This window comes from Vannielia litorea (assembly GCF_018424695.1).
Taxonomy (GTDB): Bacteria; Pseudomonadota; Alphaproteobacteria; order Rhodobacterales; family Rhodobacteraceae; genus Vannielia; species Vannielia litorea_A.
Genome location: NZ_QTNQ01000091.1, coordinates 1 through 14,180 on the forward strand (window position 1 = coordinate 1; position 14,180 = coordinate 14,180).

Consider the following 14,180-nt stretch of genomic DNA (forward strand, 5'->3'; position numbering starts at 1 on the left):
ACCCACGGCCTGCGCTCGGCTCAGCCGCCGGATGCTGCGGTGAGTGGGGCGGGGGAGAAGAGGACGCCGAACTGCTCGCACCAGACCACGACCGAGCGGAACCGCGTGGCGTCGATGCTGGGAGGCACGGTGTAGCTCTGATTGCCGATGTTGCCTTTCAGCAGGCCGAGGGAGACCCAGTTGCCGCCCGCCACCTCCGAGGAGCCTTGCGGATCGGGCTGATCGGACAGCCAGAGCTCGAGGTCAGGGCCGTTTGTCACCTCGAAGTCGGTGAGCTGCACCTCGACGCGCCCGCCGGGCAGGGTGACGATGCGGGCGGTGCCGGTGCCCCGGTGGGCGGCGTCAGCGTCGCGGAAGCGGCCCTCGGCCAAGACGATGACGCCTTCACCGGTGACGAGGGTTTCACTCACTACGCGGTCGATCCAGAGCGGCGAGGCGAGATACCAGAAGGCGGCGCCGAAGACGGCCCCGGTGAGGAAGCTGGGCAGGGCGATGAGGAGAAACCGCTTCACGTCGGTCAGCGCCCCAGCACTTCGAGGCAGTGGCGGCGGAAGGCCTTTTTCAGCATGTCGAGCTCGGCGCGAAGCAAGTCGAGCTCGGCGCGGATGTCATCTTCCAGCGGCTGGCCGGTGACGATGGTGAAATGCTCCAGTGTCGCGCCGGTGCGGGCATCGCGGATGGTGAAAGTTTGCACGCCCTCGCAGAGCAGCTCGGCGGGGATTGGCACGCGGAGCTGCCAGAGGTTGGGCATTTCACCGTCGGCCTTGAGCTCGGCGCCCGGCAGCGGGGCATCGAGGTGGATCACCTCGATCTGCGGCTGCACCGCGCCCGTGCCGTCGGCCATCAGCATCCCTTCCCAGACGCCGGCGTGGATGCGGGTTTTCGTCAGGGTGAGCTGGCTGGTGGTGGTGGTGTCTGGCATGGGCCTTCGTCCTTGTCAGAATGCGGCGCTAGATCTCGGCGCGGGGGCGGCGTGTGATGGTGACATCGCGCAGCACGATCTGGTTCATTTGCGGGCCTTCGAAGATCAGGTCGATCCAGGCTTTCTCGACCCGCTTTTCATTGAGGCCGGAGTAGGCGAGGTCGAACTCGGCCACCTGCGGGCCGTCGGCGCCCATCGGCAGCTCGCGCACGACCTGCTCGGTGTTCGGGCCGTGCTTGACGTTGAGACGGGCGAAGATTTCGAGCGGCTTTTCGGACTCGACGTGGGCTTCGAGCGCGATGACGTGCTTGCGCTTGAGCCCGTCGACCGCCTCGGCGGGCAGGTCGAGGACGAGGCTGAGAAAAGAGCCGTCGAAGCGGAACACGTCCATCCGAAGGCCGAAGGGGGCGAGATCTTCTTTCGAGGTATTGCGGATCTGGCGCAGGGTCAGCTCGCTGACGGCGCAATCGTGGAACAGCGTGGCCTCCTCGCCCAGCATGGTGCGGGTTTCGGCGGCGGCGACGCCGGGGGGCGATATGGGGCCGCGCCAGACCTGCGGGCGCCAGGCCCATTCGGTGCCGAGCGGCTTGGGGATGGCGTTGCTGTCGATCAGCGGCAGGGACAGGCGACTGTCGGCCACATGGGTCATCCGGTCGAGCTGGCGGCGCAGCTGGCGGGCGCGGGTGCGCAGGTTGCGCAGCTCTGACAGGTCGAGCGCGGAGGCGGCATCGGCCACGCGGCCCCAGCGGCGGAGGGCGCGGCGGTGCGCGACACGGTCGATCAGGCGATCCATCTGTTTGGCCATGCGGTCTCGTGTGCCTTGTTTGCGATGGGCGCCACCGGGCGCGGCGGCCCGGGGCGCGTGCGATCAGTTTAGGACGGTATGATCCTGACGGGAAAGTGTTTCAATCCTGCAAATGTCGGTTGCGGCGCGGATGCCGCACCGCATGCGGGCCTGGCCGCGTTCAGCCTGCGGTTTCGGCGCGGATGCGGGCGATGAACTCCGACAGGAGCCCGAGCCCGGCCTGGCGCCCGATGGGGTCTTCCTTCAGCGAGCGAAGCGCCACGGACACGAGCCGCCCGTTGACGGTGAAAAAGCCGCGCCAGCGGGCCTCGCCCAACTCGGGCTGCGGCGGTGCGGCGCTGTCGGTCAGGGCAACGAGGAAGATGCCGGGCGCGGTGGCGGTTTCGGTGATGGAGACGGTTGCCGGGTTGCCCGCGTAGGAGAGGGTTTCGCGCCCTGCCGCCGAGCGGAAGTAGGCTTCGAGCTGCGCCGGGTTGACGGGGGTGGCGCCGGAGCCGCGTTTGCCGATTGTGGCCGTCAGCAGGCCCATGCGGCCCGGCGCGGGGTGCTCGGGGGATTGGCTGATGGCGGAGCAGGCGGCCAGCAGCACGAAACTGCCCTTGCGCGCGCGGGTGTCGACACAGTAGCCCTCCGGGCCGGCGACGGTGACGCCGGAGACGGTGAGGCGCGTGGGAGGTTTGGGCGCGACCGAGCGAGAGGGGGCGGCCCCCGCGCCGCTGCCCTCGGCCCCGCCGGCAAGGACGCCCGGCAGCTGCGCACCCTCGCACCCCGCCAGGGTGGCAAGGGCAAGGAGCGCAGCGAAGAGCCGGGCCGGGCGGGCCACGTTACTGGTCCATATAGATGTGGGTCTCTTCCTTGGCGCCCGGATGGGTCACCGCGCCGTATTTGGCAGATCCCACGAGCTGGGCGTATTTCCACAGTGCGCCGGAGGCGTAATCGGTTTTGCGGGGGCCCGGCCATGCCTCGCGGCGGGCAGCAAGCTCCTCATCCGAGAGGTCCACCGAGAGTTCGCCTTTCACCGCGTCGATGGTGATGACGTCGCCGTCCTTCAGCAGGCCGATGGGGCCGCCGTGTGCCGACTCCGGGCCGACGTGGCCCACGCAGAAGCCACGGGTGGCGCCGGAGAAGCGGCCGTCGGTGATCAGCGCGACCTTCTTGCCCATGCCCTGGCCGGAGAGCGCAGCCGTGGTGGCCAGCATCTCGCGCATGCCGGGGCCGCCTGCGGGGCCCTCGTTGCGGATGACGATGACCTCGCCTTCCTTGTAGGCGCGGGCCTTCACCGCGGCGAAGGCCTCTTCTTCATTCTCGAACACGCGGGCCGGCCCGGTGAAGACCTGCTGCTCGGCGGGGATGCCGGCGACCTTCACGATGGCGCCATCGGGGGCGAGGTTGCCCTCGAGCCCGACAACGCCGCCGGTCTTGGTAATCGGCGTCTCGATGGGATAGATCACCTTGCCGTCGGCCTCGCGGGTGATGAGATCGAGCTCTTCGCCCATAGTGCGGCCCGTGGCTGTCATGCAGTCTTCATGGATCAGCCCGGCCTTGCGCAGTTCCTTCATCACCACCGGCACGCCGCCTGCATCGTAGAGATCCTTGGCGACATAGGCGCCGCCCGGCTTGAGGTCGACGAAATAGGGGGTGTCCTTGAAGATCTCGCAGACGTCCTGAAGGAAGAAGTCGATCCCGGCCTCGTGGGCGATGGCGGGCAGGTGCAGGCCCGCGTTGGTGGAGCCGCCGGTGCAGGCAACCACGCGGGCGGCGTTTTCAAGCGACTTGCGGGTCACCACGTCACGGGCGCGGATGTTCTGCTCGATGAGCGCCATGACGGCGCGGCCCGAGGCCTCGCCATATTGGTCGCGGCTCTCGTAGGGGGCGGGCATGCCCGAGGAGTTCATCAGCGCGAGGCCGATGGCCTCGGAGACGCAGGCCATGGTGTTGGCGGTGAACTGGCCGCCGCAGGCCCCGGCGGAGGGGCAGGCGACGCGTTCGAGCATATCGAGCGCCTCATCCGACATCTCGTCGTTCTGGTGGCGGCCGACGGCCTCGAACATATCCTGCACCGTCAGGTCGCGGGTGCGGAAATCCTCGGGGATCTCGTTGCTCTGCGGCGCCTTGCCCGGAAGGATCGAGCCGCCGTAGATGAAGACCGAGGGCGTGTTGAGCCGGACCATGGCCATCATCATGCCGGGCAGCGACTTGTCGCAGCCCGCAAGGCCGACGATGGCATCGTAGCAGTGGCCGCGCATGGTGAGCTCGACGGTGTCGGCGATGGCCTCGCGGGAGGCCAGCGAGCTGCGCATGCCCTCGTGGCCCATGGCGATGCCGTCGGTCACGGTGATGGTGGTGAACTCGCGCGGCGTGCCGGAGGCGGCCTTGACGCCGAGCTTCACCGCCTGCGCCTGGCGGGCAAGCGCGATGTTGCAGGGCGCGGCCTCGTTCCAGCAGGTGGCGACGCCGACGAGGGGGCGGTGAATTTCATCCTCGGAGAGGCCCATGGCGTAGAGGTAGGAGCGGTGCGGCGCGCGCTCGGGCCCCTCTGTCACGTGGCGGCTGGGCAGTTTGGATTTATCGGCCTGGCGTTTCAGCATGGTTCCTCTCCCGAAAACAGTCGTCTGCCGGAATAGTCCCGGTGCGACCAAGGGGCAAGCCGGATTGCGCCCCCGCGCAGGCTCGCCTATCTCATCGGGATGGGGTGCAACCATGGCATATGAACGGCTGGACGAGTTTGCGGCACCGGCCCGCGCGACCCCCGATCTTTGGCGGATCGGGGCGGTTTTGGCGCTGATGTTCGTGACGGTGATGGTGTTGCAGAACCTCGTCTTCATCTTCGTGGCGGGGCTTGGCGGCCCCGATGCGGTGGATGCGATCTATGACGCAGAAGACTGGGGCGCGGGGCGGACACTGGCGGCGCTTTTCACGCAGGGGCTGTTTGCGCTGGGGCTGGTGGTGGCGCTCAGGGCGGTGCATTGGCGCGGCTTTCTCAGCCTCTTCGGCCCCGGCGTGCATGCGGTGGGCGATTTCTTCAGGGTGTTCTACTGGCTGGCGCCGCTTTACCTGGCCGCTCTGCTGGTGTTGCCCGCCGAGTATGACCTGGTGGCAAACGAGATGATGCCGACGCGGCGCTGGCTGCTCTACCTGCCGCTCGCCCTTGCGGCGGTTGTTGTGCAGGCGGGCACCGAGGAGCTGTTCTTCCGGGGCTACCTGACCCAACAGATCGCGGCGGGCACGCGCGAGGGAAACTGGGCCTGGATGGCGGTGCCTTCGATCCTGTTTGCCTCGCTGCACTGGACGGCGGGCGCGGGCGAGAATGCGCTGTGGTTCTGCCTCTGGGCGCTGGCCTTCGGCCTTGCCGCCGCCGACCTGACGGCGCGGGCCGGCAACCTTGGCCCGGCGCTGGCGTTGCATATCGTGAACAACGTGATCGGCCTGCTGGTGGTGTCGTTGCCCGGCCCGGCCTCGGGGCTGGCGCTGTATCACACGCCCTTCGCCCGGGACGCGGGCATCATCGCCGGGTTGATGCCGGTGGAGTTTGGCCTGCTGCTGGTGGCATGGCTTGCGGCGCGGGTGGCGATCCGGGCGTGAGGCGGGTATTGGCGGAGGCAATGGCGGGACAGGCCCCGCCCTACGGGAGCAGGTGATGAGACATCCGGAATTCACGGCGATGCTGGTGCCCGCACGGGTGTATCCGCAGATCTGGCGGCTGCTGCTGGGCGTGCTGCTCATCGTCTTCATCTACGTTTCGTGGACCTTGATCGTGCTGGGCGCGGCGCTGGGCGTCGTCGCCGCCGAGCAGGGGCTCTGGGGCGTGATGCCGTTTTTCCAGGAGCTTCAGGTGGGGCGCTTCCCGGGCTCCGTCGCGCTGCTGCTGCTGACCTTCGGGGGCATGGCGCTTGGTCCGGTGCTGGCCGCCGCCGCGCTGCATTTCAGGGGGCCGAGCACCCTGCTGGGGCCTTGGGGTGACTGGTGGCGCGGCTTCGTGACGGCCTTTGGCGTGGTTGCCGCCGTCTTCGGTGTGCTGCTGGCACTGAGCGCGATGATCTGGCCACCCGAGGCCAACCTGTCGCTGAGCCGGTGGCTGATCTGGATGCCGCTGGCATTGCCGCTTCTGTTCCTCCAGATCGCCGCCGAGGAGCTGCTGTTCAGGGGCTACCTGATGCAGCAGCTTGCCGCCCGTTTCGCCGCGCGCTGGGTGTGGTTCACCCTGCCTGCGCTGGCCTTCGGGCTGCTGCACTGGAGCCCGGAGGCGGGCCGGAACCTGCCGCTGGTGCTGCTCTCGGCCTTCGCCTTCGGCCTGGTCGCCGCCGACCTGACGGAACGCACCGGCTCGCTGGGCGCGGCGATGGGCTTTCACTTCGCCAACAACCTGCTGGCGCTGTTCATCGTGAGCATCAAGGGCACCCTCACGGGCCTTGCGCTTTACGTCACGCCCTGGGGGCTGGCGGATGAGGGAACCATCTCGCTGGGGCTGGCGGTTTCGATCGTTCTGGTCTTCGCCAACTGGTGGATCATCAAGGCTTTGCTCGACCGCTGAGGCTTGCGCGGTGCAGGGCCGCGATGTAGAATGAGCCACAAAGGTGAGAAGACCTAAAACTTTGCCGTGGAAGCGCGGCTTGCCGCCTTCCGGAGCGCCCGGCCAGCACGTTCTGCGCCGGGCTTTTTCTTGGCCGCGCATGGCGCCGGGGCGGCCACCGGCGAAACGGAGGGTGATGGGCGGCTGCGGCGGGGTTGATTGCATTTCCGGCCCGCGCGGCCTATCTCACCAGACAGCAGCAGGCAGGCCCGGAAAGGTGCGATGAACTGGATTTCCAACTACGTTCGCCCGAAGATCAACTCGCTCTTCTCGCGCCGCGAGGTGCCCGAGAACCTTTGGAAGAAGTGCCCCGAGTGCGGGAGCATGCTGTTTCACCGGGAGTTGAGTGACAACCTGAACGTTTGCACCAGCTGCGACCATCACATGCAGCTCACCCCGCGCGAGCGTTTCACCGCGCTGTTCGACGGCGGGATCTTCACCGAGGTGAAGGTGCCCGAGCCGGTGGCCGACCCGCTCCAGTTTCGCGATCAGAAGCGCTATCCGGACCGTTTGAAGGCGGCCCAACGGGCGACCGGCGAGCATGAGGCGATGCTGGTGGCCGAGGGTGAGATGGGGCGCACGCCAGTTGTGGCGGCGGCGCAGGATTTCAGCTTCATCGGTGGCTCGATGAGCATGTATGTGGGCAATGCCTTCATCGCGGGCGCCGAGCGCGCGGTGAAACTGAAGCGGCCCTATATCGTGTTTTCCGCTGCGGGCGGCGCGCGGATGCAGGAGGGCATTCTGGCGCTGATGCAGATGCCGCGCACCACCGTGGCGATCCAGATGCTGAAGGAGGCGGGGCTGCCCTATATCGTGGTTCTGACCCACCCGACGACGGGCGGGGTGACCGCGAGCTATGCCATGCTGGGCGATATTCACATCGCCGAACCGAACGCGCTGATCGGCTTTGCCGGCACCCGTGTCATCGAGCAGACCATCCGCGAGCAACTGCCCGAGGGCTTCCAGCGGGCCGAGTACCTGCTGGATCACGGGATGCTGGACCGGGTGACGCACCGCAAGAAGATGAAGGAAGAGCTGGTGTCGCTCTGCCGGATGCTGATGAAGATGGAGCCTCCGGTGGTGGGCGACCTCCCCGCGCCGCCGTCCGAGCCCGAACTGCCGGCACCGGCGCAGCCAGAGCCTTCGCAGGCTGCGGCGGGTGACGAGGCCGCGCCGATGGAAGAGCAGAAGAAGTGACAAGCGCAGCCCTGCTGGAGCGGCTGATGCGGCTCCACCCGGCGGAGATCGACCTGACCCTGGACAGGATGCACCGCCTGCTGGCGGCACTGGGCAACCCCGAGCGTCATCTGCCGCCCGTGGTGCATATCGCGGGCACCAACGGCAAGGGCTCGGTGCAGGCGATGCTGCGGGCCGGGCTGGAGGGGGCCGGGCAGAGGGTGCATGCCTATACCTCGCCGCATCTGGTGCGGTTTCATGAGCGGATCAGGCTGGCGGGCACGGAGATTTCGGAAGGCGCGCTTTGCGCGGTCCTGGACGAGGTGATCGAGGCCAACGCGGGCGAGGAGATCACCTTTTTCGAGGCGACGACGGCGGCGGCTTTCGTGGCGATGGCCCGGGCGCCTGCCGATTGGTGCCTGCTGGAAGTGGGCCTCGGTGGGCGGCTGGATGCAACCAATGTGGTGGAGGACCCCGCGCTGTGTGTGATCACCCCGGTCGCACTCGATCATCAGGAGTTTCTTGGTGAAACGCTGGGCGAGATCGCGGGCGAGAAGGCGGGCATCCTGAAGCGCGGCGTGCGCGCCATTGTGGCGCGGCAGGCGGAGGAGGCCGAAGAGGCCATAGAGCGCGCGGCAGCCCGGGCGGGCGCGCCGCTTCTTGTGGAAGGGCAGCACTGGCACGGCGCGGCGGAGCGTGGGCGGCTGGTGGTGCAGGATGAGACGGGCCTCGTGGACCTGCCGCTGCCGGTGCTGAGCGGGCCGCATCAGGTGGCCAATGCGGGTGTTGCCGTGGCGGCGCTCAGGGCGCTTGGCCAGGGCGAAGAGGCGCTGGAAGCGGCGATGAGCCGGGCGGAGTGGCCGGCGCGGATGCAGCGGCTGGAGCCGCGCGAGGGGCTGGAGCTGTGGCTCGACGGCGGCCACAACCCGGCGGCAGCGCAGGTGCTGGCGGCGGGATTGGCGGAGCTGCCCGCGAAGGAGACGGTGCTGGTGGTGGGCATGCTGGCCAACCGGCGGGTGGAAGAGTTCCTGGCGCCATTGTCCGTGCAGGCCAGCCAGATCGTTGCGGTGCCCATCCCCGGCGAGGAGAAGGCCCATGCGCCTGCGGCTGTGGCCCGCGCGGCAAAGGGGCTTGGGCTGGCGGCTGAGACTGCGCCCGATCTTGCAGCTGCCCTTGCAGGCATTGCCGTGGCGACGCCGGAGGCGCGGGTGGTGATTTGTGGCTCGCTTTATCTTGCAGGCGCAGTGCTGGGTGGGCGCGCCTGAGACGCCGCAACCCGCGGCTCACGCGCGCTGGCGGGGTGTCTTCACCGCCGCCACACATTTTTTCAGACGTCAAGCCTTTGGAACGACTCGGAAACTCCCGTCGTGGCACTGTCCCCTTGCCTGACGGCTCACACTGAATGTTGACGCGGTCGGCAATTTTTCGCTAAATCTTGCGGCGAGTGGGAAATTTGTGCCCGTTGCCAGCTGAGAACCAAGGCGTCGGCCACCGGGGAGCCAAGCTGAATTGCCGGGGCGGTGCTGCATTTGAGCGCCGCGCTGACAGGCGAGGCGGCGCTCTCCTGGTGACGAAGCGCCGCAGCTGACCGAGAATACCCGAAGGGCGAAAGACCAAGCAGAATAACATGCCACGCCCACACCACCGGCCACTGCGACAGCGCAGGCGGTCGGTGGTTGCTTTTTTGGGCATGCTCGTCCGCCCTACGAGGCGTCCTCGCGCTCGGCAGCTCCTCGGAAGGGACGGTCGGCGTCACCTCTGCGAAGAAAGGCCGAAGTGCCTTGATGAGCTGCCTGGTGTCAGACGCCGAGGCACCACCGCAGGACGGCCTTTTGCGCGTGCAGGCGGTTTTCGGCCTCGTCGAAGATGACCGATTGGGGGCCGTCCATCACTGCGCTTGTCACCTCTTCGCCCCGGTGCGCGGGCAGGCAGTGCATGAATAGTGCCTGCTCGCCTGCTGCGGTCATCACGTCCTCGTTCACCTGGTATGGGCGCAGCAGGTTGTGGCGGCGTTCGCGGGTGCTTTGCGCATCATGCATCGATACCCACGTGTCGGCCACGATGAGGTCGGCCCCCTCGACGGCGGACCAGATATCGCGGTCGAACTCGACCTTGGAGCCTGCGGCGCGGGCCTCGTCGACGAAGGCGCGTTCGGGGTCAAGCTGCTCGGGTCCGCAGAAGGTGAGATCGAAGCCGAACTTGCCTGCCGCATGGAGGAAGCTGGCGCAGACGTTGTTGCCGTCACCCGCCCAGACGACCTTCTTGCCCTTGATCGGCCCGCGATGCTCTTCATAGGTCATCACGTCGGCCATGATCTGGCAGGGGTGGGTGCGGTCGGTGAGACCGTTGATGACCGGGACGGAGGCGTGCTCGGCCATTTCCAGCAGGGTATCTTCTGCGAAGGTGCGCAGCATGATGAGGTCGACGTAGCGCGACAGCACGCGGGCGGTGTCGGCGATGGTTTCGCCGTGGCCGAGCTGCATCTCGCCGCCCGACAGCACCATGGTTTGCCCGCCCATCTGGCGCACCCCCACGTCGAAGCTGACGCGCGTGCGGGTGGAGGGTTTTTCGAAGACCAGCGCCACCATGTGCCCGGCCAGCGGCTGCTCGTCGTCTGGCAGGCCCTTGAGGCGGCCCGCGCGGGCGGTTTTCATCTCGCGCGCGTTGTCGATCATCGCCCGCAGGTCGGTGAGCTCGGTCTTGTTGATGTCGAGGAAGTGTTTCATTGCGCGGCCTCCACGGCGGTTGCGGCGGCATCGAGGCGCGTGATGGCCTCGGCGATCTCGTCCTCGGTGATGTTGAGCGGCGGCAGGAGGCGCATCACGTTGTCGGCGGCGGGCACGCCGATGACCAACGCGTCATAGCCCGCTTTCACCACATCGGCGGCGGGGGCCTTGCACTTGAGGCCCAGCATGAGGCCCTGGCCCCGGACGCTTTCGAACACCTCGGGGTGCGCGTCGATCAGCCCTTCGAGCCTCTGGCGCAGGAGGCCGGCTTTGCGGTTCACCTCGTCGAGGAAGGCCGGGTCGGAGACGATATCGACGACCGCTTTGCCCACGGCGCAGCCCAGCGGGTTGCCGCCGTAGGTGGAGCCGTGGGTGCCGGCGACCATGCCTGCCGCCGCCGCCTCGGTGGCGAGCACCGCGCCGAGCGGGAAGCCGCCGCCGATGCCCTTGGCGGACATGCAGATGTCGGGGGTGATCCCGGCCCATTCGAAGCCGAAGAGCTTGCCGGTCCGGCCCATGCCGCATTGCACCTCGTCGGCGATCAGCAGCACGCCATGTGCGTCGCAGGCGGCGCGGATGGCCTTGAGCTGGTCATCCTGCAGCACGCGGATGCCGCCCTCGCCCTGGATCGGCTCGATCAGCACGGCGGCGACGTCGGGCTTGGCGATCTCTTCGGCAAATTGCGCCATGTCGCCCCATGTCAGGTGGCGGAAGCCGGGGAGGACGGGGCCGAAGCCGCCGACCATCTTCTCGGAGCCGGAGGCGGCGATGGCGGCGGAGGAGCGGCCGTGGAAGCAGCCGTCGAAGGTGAGGATCTCGATCCGCTCGGGGTGGCCCGCCGCATGGTGGAACTTGCGCGCCATCTTCACCGCCAGCTCGCAGGTCTCGGTGCCGGAGTTGGTGAAGAAGACGGTATCGGCAAAGCTCACCTCCACCAGCTTGTCGGCCAGCGCCTTCTGCTCGGCGACGGTGTAGAGGTTGGAGACATGCCAGAGCTTTTGCGCCTGGGCCGTCAGCACCTCGACAAGCTCGGGCGCGGCGTGGCCCAGAGCGTTGACCGCGATGCCGGAGCCGAGATCGAGGAAGCGTCGGCCATCCTGCTCCACCAGCCATGCGCCTTCACCCTTCACGAAGGTGAGGGGCGCGCGATTGTAGGTGGGAAGGATGGAAGGGATCATCGGATCGTCCTTTCTGGAATGAAGCCCCGAAATGGCTCAGACAGGGGCTTTCGTCAACGATTTTTGGGGTTTGACCGGGTGGCGGATGGGCACGGCGAAGCGGCCCGAGAGATCAGGCGCGGCGTCGGCGTCGGCTGATGGCACCAATGGTCATGCGGCGGCAGATAGCGCATTGACGCCCGCATGGGAAGCACGATCTATGACCCCATGGCCGAGACCACCCCCATCTTCACCCCGCTGAAAGCGGACAACACGGTTGCCGCGCTCAGCGTGGCAGGCGCGACGGCCTTCATCGCGCTGTCGACTCTGTTTGCCAAGACGCTGACGACCGATGCGCTGGGGCCTGCGCTTTCGCCCTTTCAGGTGAGTCAGGGGCGGTTTGTCTTTGCGCTGATGTTCTTTATTTGCGCGGCGGCAGTGATGCGGCCCCGGATCAGCAGGCCGCATTGGGGCCTGCACCTGGCGCGCACGGGCTGCGGCTGGGGCGGGGTGACGCTGATGTTTGCCTCGGTGGCCTATATCCCGATGGCCGATGCCACGGCGCTGACCTTCACCAGCCCGGTCTTCACGCTGATCTTCGCGGTGGTGCTTCTGGGCGAGCGGGTGGGCTGGGTGCGCTGGGCGGCTGTGGCCCTGGCGTTGACCGGAGCGGCGGTGCTGCTGAGGCCAACGCCCGAAAGCTTCCAGCCCGCCGCGCTGCTGGCGCTGGGGGCGGCGGTGGCGATGGGCACGGAGAACATCTGGATCAAGAAACTGACGCGCCGGGAGGGGCGGCTTCAGATCTTGCTGGTGAACAACGTGCTGGGAGTCTGCATTGCAAGTGCGGCGGTGCTGGCCCTTGGCTGGCAGCTGCCTACATATGCGCAATGGGCGGGGCTGGCGGGCGTGGGGCTGGCCATGGCGGCGGCGCAGAGCCTTTACATCAACGGGATGGCGCGGGCGGATGCGAGCTTTGTGGCGCCGTTCAACTACGGCACGCTCGTCTTCGCGGCGCTCTTTGATGCGGTGATCTTCGGCGCGGTGCCGGATTGGGTGAGCTGGCTGGGCGCGGCGATCATCGTGGCGGGCGCGCTACTGCTGGCCTGGAGAGAAGGTAGAAAGCGCCCGGCCGGGTTGCACCCGGGCGCGGGCGTAGTAAAATAAGGCCAACAAGCGGCCCGGTGGCGGGCCGCTTTGCAGTTTGAAAGGATGGCTCGACATGTCGTGGACCGACGAGCGCGTTGAAACCCTGAAGCGGATGTGGGGCGAGGGCCAATCGGCCAGCCAGATTGCCAAGGAGCTGGGCGGCGTGACCCGCAATGCCGTGATCGGCAAGGTGCACCGGCTGGGGCTTTCCAACCGCACCACGGGTGCTGCGGCAGCCCCGGCTGCGAAGTCCGCAGCGAAGGAAAAGCCCGCCCCGGCGGCCAAGGCCAAGCCCAAGGCGAAGCCCGCGAAAGCCGCCGAGCCCGCGCCTGCGGAGAAGCCCGCGAAGGAAGAGCCGGCGACCCAGAGCGCTGCGCCGGTGAGCCCTGCGCGCAAGGCGATCATCCCCGCAGGCCAGCCGCTACCGCCGCAGCCCTCGGCCAATGAGATCAGCCCCGAGGCGCTGGCCTCGGTGCGCGAGGTGGAGAAAAAGGCCAAGAAACTCAGCCTGATGGAGCTGACCGAGCGGACCTGCAAATGGCCTATCGGTGACCCTGCGACCGAGGACTTCTGGTTTTGCGGCCTCAACGTGCAGCAGGGCAAGCCCTATTGCGAGGCCCATGTGGGCGTGGCCTTCCAGCCGATGAGCTCGCGCCGCGACCGGCGGCGGTGATCGCCTTGTGCAACAAAAGGTGAATTTGTTGCATATGGAGAGTTGACCGACTTGTGCAACAAAAGTAATTTTTGCTGCACATGATCGAGATCACCCGCCATTCGGCCAATGCAATGGCCGCCTACCACGACTTGCTCCGCTCGCTTCAGGACGAACGGGTGAGCGAGGTGCGCGGCAAGCCCGCGCTCTACAAGGTCAACGGCAAGGACTACTGGTACGACGTCTACCGGGTCGGGTCCGACGTGCGGAAGACGTATATCGGCGAAGATACCGAAGCGCTGCGGGCGCGGCTTGAGCGGGTGGAGGCTTTGCGCGCGGAGGCAGATGCGCGCGCCGCCCACCGGACCAGGTTGGTGCGGCTGCTCAGGGCCGAGGGGGTGGCCAGCATGGATGGCGGCACCGGCAGCCTGCTCGCGGGGATGGCCCGGGTGGGCGTGTTCCGGCTGGGCGGGACGGTCATCGGCACCCAGGCGTTCAAGCTCTACGAGGGCGAACTGGGGGTGAAGCTGGGCTATACCGATCTGGCGACGACGGGCGACGTGGACATTGCCAGCTTCGAGCGGCTGTCGGTCGCACTGGAAGACACCGTTTCAGAGCCGTTGAACGAGGTGCTGGGCGAACTCTCCTTCTCGCCCGTGCCCTCCCTCGATCGAAGCAAGGTCTGGCGTTGGCGCCAGACGCGGCGTGAGATGCTTGTCGAATTCCTCACCCCCTCCTTCGAGGCCGAGGAGGGGCTGAAGGACTTGCCATCGCTCGGGGTGAGCGCGCAGGCGCTGCATTTTCTCAACTTTCTGCTCGCGCGGCCCATTCCTGCCGTGGGACTCTATCGTTCCGGCGTGCTGGTGCAGATTCCCCGGCCCGAGGCCTTTGCCATTCACAAGCTCATCGTCGCTGCCCGGCGAGAGGGGCGGGATGCGATTAAGGCGCGCAAGGACCGGGCGCAGGCGGCACTGCTGATCGCGGCGCTGGCGGCGGACCGGCCGGGTGAGCTGGCGGCGGCCGGGG

The 14,180-nt window shown here is 67.6% G+C and carries 14 protein-coding genes; 7 read left to right on the top strand and 7 right to left on the bottom strand.

Going from position 1 to position 14,180, the window contains the following annotated elements; all coding sequences use genetic code 11:
* Positions 1-20: 20 nt before the first annotated feature.
* The 5 genes from DYI42_RS20380 to ilvD all read right to left on the bottom strand — a co-directional run bounded on the left by DYI42_RS20380 (position 21) and on the right by ilvD (position 4,315).
* Positions 21-512, bottom strand: a complete 492-nt coding sequence (locus DYI42_RS20380; protein WP_213548483.1) for a DM13 domain-containing protein — start codon at positions 510-512, stop codon at positions 21-23.
* Positions 513-517: 5 nt separating this feature from the next.
* Positions 518-922: a hypothetical protein gene (locus DYI42_RS20385; protein ID WP_213548485.1), complete on the bottom strand. Its 405-nt coding sequence runs from the start codon at positions 920-922 to the stop codon at positions 518-520.
* Between the two features lie 28 nt (positions 923-950).
* Entirely contained in the window at positions 951-1,727 is a 777-nt protein-coding gene (locus DYI42_RS20390; protein WP_440870657.1) for a DUF6478 family protein, read from the bottom strand.
* Positions 1,728-1,887: 160 nt separating this feature from the next.
* On the bottom strand, positions 1,888-2,550 hold the full coding sequence (locus tag DYI42_RS20395; protein ID WP_213548487.1) for a hypothetical protein: 663 nt from the start codon (positions 2,548-2,550) through the stop codon (positions 1,888-1,890).
* A 1-nt stretch (position 2,551) separates the two neighbouring features.
* Complete coding sequence (ilvD, locus tag DYI42_RS20400; protein WP_213548489.1) at positions 2,552-4,315, bottom strand: dihydroxy-acid dehydratase; 1,764 nt, start codon at positions 4,313-4,315, stop codon at positions 2,552-2,554.
* 112 nt (positions 4,316-4,427) lie between these two features.
* On the opposite strand from ilvD, the gene DYI42_RS20405 reads away from it, so the two are divergent.
* The 4 genes from DYI42_RS20405 to DYI42_RS20420 all read left to right on the top strand — a co-directional run bounded on the left by DYI42_RS20405 (position 4,428) and on the right by DYI42_RS20420 (position 8,738).
* Positions 4,428-5,309 (top strand): CPBP family intramembrane glutamic endopeptidase, encoded by an 882-nt coding sequence (locus DYI42_RS20405; RefSeq protein ID WP_213548491.1) that lies wholly within the window; start codon positions 4,428-4,430, stop codon positions 5,307-5,309.
* 55 nt (positions 5,310-5,364) lie between these two features.
* Positions 5,365-6,258, top strand: a complete 894-nt coding sequence (locus DYI42_RS20410) for a CPBP family intramembrane glutamic endopeptidase (RefSeq protein ID WP_213548493.1) — start codon at positions 5,365-5,367, stop codon at positions 6,256-6,258.
* Positions 6,259-6,519: 261 nt separating this feature from the next.
* Positions 6,520-7,494 (top strand): acetyl-CoA carboxylase, carboxyltransferase subunit beta, encoded by a 975-nt coding sequence (gene accD / locus DYI42_RS20415; RefSeq protein ID WP_213548495.1) that lies wholly within the window; start codon positions 6,520-6,522, stop codon positions 7,492-7,494.
* A gap of 26 nt (positions 7,495-7,520) precedes the next feature.
* Positions 7,521-8,738: a bifunctional folylpolyglutamate synthase/dihydrofolate synthase gene (locus tag DYI42_RS20420; RefSeq protein ID WP_213548503.1), complete on the top strand. Its 1,218-nt coding sequence runs from the start codon at positions 7,521-7,523 to the stop codon at positions 8,736-8,738.
* Positions 8,739-9,272: 534 nt separating this feature from the next.
* Here the strand turns inward: DYI42_RS20420 and argF are convergent.
* Positions 9,273-10,199, bottom strand: coding sequence for an ornithine carbamoyltransferase (argF, locus tag DYI42_RS20425; RefSeq protein WP_213548497.1), 927 nt, complete (start codon positions 10,197-10,199; stop codon positions 9,273-9,275).
* The gene (locus DYI42_RS20430; protein WP_213548498.1) at positions 10,196-11,377 is read right to left on the bottom strand and encodes an aspartate aminotransferase family protein; all 1,182 of its coding nucleotides are present in this window, start codon (positions 11,375-11,377) and stop codon (positions 10,196-10,198) included. The genes argF and DYI42_RS20430 overlap by 4 nt, the downstream gene beginning before the upstream one ends.
* 207 nt (positions 11,378-11,584) lie before the next feature.
* On the opposite strand from DYI42_RS20430, the gene DYI42_RS20435 reads away from it, so the two are divergent.
* From DYI42_RS20435 to DYI42_RS20445, 3 genes are all read left to right on the top strand, one after another.
* On the top strand, positions 11,585-12,520 hold the full coding sequence (locus tag DYI42_RS20435) for a DMT family transporter (protein WP_213548499.1): 936 nt from the start codon (positions 11,585-11,587) through the stop codon (positions 12,518-12,520).
* Positions 12,521-12,575: 55 nt separating this feature from the next.
* A complete protein-coding gene (locus tag DYI42_RS20440; protein WP_213548500.1) occupies positions 12,576-13,175 on the top strand; it encodes a GcrA family cell cycle regulator in 600 nt (199 codons plus the stop codon).
* 80 nt (positions 13,176-13,255) lie between these two features.
* Positions 13,256-14,180 (top strand): nucleotidyltransferase family protein (locus DYI42_RS20445; RefSeq protein WP_213548501.1); only part of this gene is annotated, 925 nt, incomplete at its 3' end.